The following is a 3,158-nucleotide window of genomic DNA, read 5'->3' on the forward strand; positions in this document are numbered from 1 at the left end:
GCTGTCGAGGGGTTTTGCATTGTAAGAGCCTGGCGATGACCTACTTTCACACGGGTAATCCGCACTATCATCGGCGCGGAGTCGTTTCACGGACCTGTTCGGGATGGGAAGGGGTGGTTCCAACTCGCTATGGTCACCAGGCATAAGGGGTTGTGGCGCTGACAGGTGGGTCAGCGTCACCAATTCGGGATGTAGTCTTTGTAGTCTTCGGGTTGTGCTGTATCGGCACAAGGCGATTTTCCACTCACCAGGCTAAAACACACTGGTTATAGGATCAAGCCTTACGGGCAATTAGTACTGGTTAGCTTAACGCATTACTGCGCTTCCACACCCAGCCTATCAACGTCCTGGTCTCGAACGACCCTTCAAGGCGGTCAAGCCGCCAGGGAATCCTCATCTTCAGGCGAGTTTCCCGCTTAGATGCTTTCAGCGGTTATCTCTTCCGTACATAGCTACCCTGCGATGCCTCTGGCGAGACAACAGGTACACCAGCGGTACGTCCACTCCGGTCCTCTCGTACTAGGAGCAGCCCCCGTCAAGATTCCAACGCCCACGGCAGATAGGGACCAAACTGTCTCACGACGTTTTAAACCCAGCTCACGTACCTCTTTAAATGGCGAACAGCCATACCCTTGGGACCGGCTACAGCCCCAGGATGAGATGAGCCGACATCGAGGTGCCAAACACCGCCGTCGATATGAACTCTTGGGCGGTATCAGCCTGTTATCCCCAGAGTACCTTTTATCCGTTGAGCGATGGCCCTTCCATTCAGAACCACCGGATCACTATGTCCTGCTTTCGCACCTGCTCGACTTGTCGGTCTCGCAGTTAAGCACGCTTTTGCCATTGCACTTTAGGTACGATGTCCGACCGTACCAAGCGTACCTTCGAACTCCTCCGTTACACTTTGGGAGGAGACCGCCCCAGTCAAACTGCCTACCATGCACTGTCCCCGACCCGGATTCACGGGCCAAGGTTAGAACCTCAAACAAACCAGGGTGGTATTTCAAGGACGGCTCCACGTGAACTAGCGTCCACGCTTCAAAGCCTCCCACCTATCCTACACAGATCGGTTCAAAGTCCAATGCAAAGCTACAGTAAAGGTTCATGGGGTCTTTCCGTCTAGCCGCGGGGAGATTGCATCATCACAAACACTTCAACTTCGCTGAGTCTCGGGAGGAGACAGTGTGGCCATCGTTACGCCATTCGTGCAGGTCGGAACTTACCCGACAAGGAATTTCGCTACCTTAGGACCGTTATAGTTACGGCCGCCGTTTACCGGGACTTCAATCAAGAGCTTGCACCCCATCATTTAATCTTCCGGCACCGGGCAGGCGTCACACCCTATACGTCCACTTTCGTGTTTGCAGAGTGCTGTGTTTTTATTAAACAGTCGCAGCCACCATTTTATTGCAACCCCTTCACCCTTCTGGCGCAGGCCAGTCAAGCTACCAGGGCGTACCTTATCCCGAAGTTACGGTACCAATTTGCCGAGTTCCTTCTCCCGAGTTCTCTCAAGCGCCTTAGAATACTCATCTCGCCCACCTGTGTCGGTTTGCGGTACGGTCTCGTATGACTGAAGCTTAGAGGCTTTTCTTGGAACCACTTCCAATTGCTTCGCAGCATAAAGCCGCTCGCCCCATAGCCTTGAATTGCGCGCCCGGATTTGCCTAAGCGCCTTCTCCACTACAGGGACCGGGACTTCCAACACCCGGACAACCTTCCGCGATCCGTCCCCCCATCGCATCATACGACGGTGCAGGAATATTAACCTGCTTCCCATCAGCTACGCATCTCTGCCTCGCCTTAGGGGCCGACTCACCCTACGCCGATGAACGTTGCGTAGGAAACCTTGGGCTTACGGCGAGGGGGCCTTTCACCCCCTTTATCGCTACTCATGTCAGCATTCGCACTTCCGATACCTCCAGCATCCTTTACAAGACACCTTCACAGGCTTACGGAACGCTCTCCTACCACGCACATTGCTGTGCGTCCGCAGCTTCGGTGACTGGCTTAGCCCCGTTACATCTTCCGCGCAGGACGACTCGATCAGTGAGCTATTACGCTTTCTTTAAAGGGTGGCTGCTTCTAAGCCAACCTCCTGACTGTTTTAGCCTTCCCACTTCGTTTCCCACTTAGCCAATCTTGGGGACCTTAGCTGGCGGTCTGGGTTGTTTCCCTCTTGACACCGGACGTTAGCACCCGATGTCTGTCTCCCGTGATTGCACTCTTCGGTATTCGGAGTTTGCTATGGCGGGGTAATCAGCAATAGACCCCCCAACCATGACAGTGCTCTACCCCCGAAGGTGACACACGAGGCACTACCTAAATAGTTTTCGGAGAGAACCAGCTATTTCCAGATTTGTTTAGCCTTTCACCCCTATCCACAGCTCATCCCCTAACTTTTCAACGTTAGTGGGTTCGGTCCTCCAGTACGTGTTACCGCACCTTCAACCTGGCCATGGATAGATCATCTGGTTTCGGGTCTACACCCAGCGACTCATCGCCCTGTTCGGACTCGCTTTCGCTACGCCTGCCCTAATCGGTTAAGCTCGCCACTGAATGTAAGTCGCTGACCCATTATACAAAAGGTACGCCGTCACCCGTTTCCAGGCTCCGACTGTTTGTATGCATGCGGTTTCAGGATCTATTTCACTCCCCTCCCGGGGTTCTTTTCGCCTTTCCCTCACGGTACTGGTTCACTATCGGTCGATCACGAGTATTTAGCCTTGGAGGATGGTCCCCCCATCTTCAGACAGGATTTCACGTGTCCCGCCCTACTTGTCGTACACCTAGTTCCACAACGCTGTTTTCGCATACAGGGCTATCACCTGCTATGGCCGGGCTTTCCATCCCGTTCTGCTAACAACACTGCTAAAGAGTACAAGGCTCTTCCCATTTCGTTCGCCACTACTTTGGGAATCTCGGTTGATTTCTGTTCCTGCAGCTACTTAGATGTTTCAGTTCGCCGCGTTCGCTTCCCTGGCCTATGTATTCAGCCAGGGATGACCCATTCGGGCCGGGTTTCCCCATTCGGACATCTCCGGATCAAAGCTCGTTTGCCAGCTCCCCGAAGCTTTTCGCAGGCTACCGCGTCCTTCATCGCCTGTGATCGCCAAGGCATCCACCACATGCACTTGTTCGCTTGACCCTATAAC

The 3,158-nt window shown here is 53.7% G+C and carries 2 rRNA genes; both read right to left on the reverse strand.

Annotated features, from left to right (window positions below):
• Window positions 1-27: 27 nt before the first annotated feature.
• Window positions 28-141, reverse strand: a 5S ribosomal RNA gene (gene rrf, locus AC3FNH_RS32380).
• A 129-nt stretch (window positions 142-270) separates the two neighbouring features.
• Window positions 271-3,151 (reverse strand): 23S ribosomal RNA (locus AC3FNH_RS32385).
• Window positions 3,152-3,158: the final 7 nt, after the last annotated feature.

It is taken from the genome of Cupriavidus sp. 22TCCZM01-5, assembly GCF_057798915.1.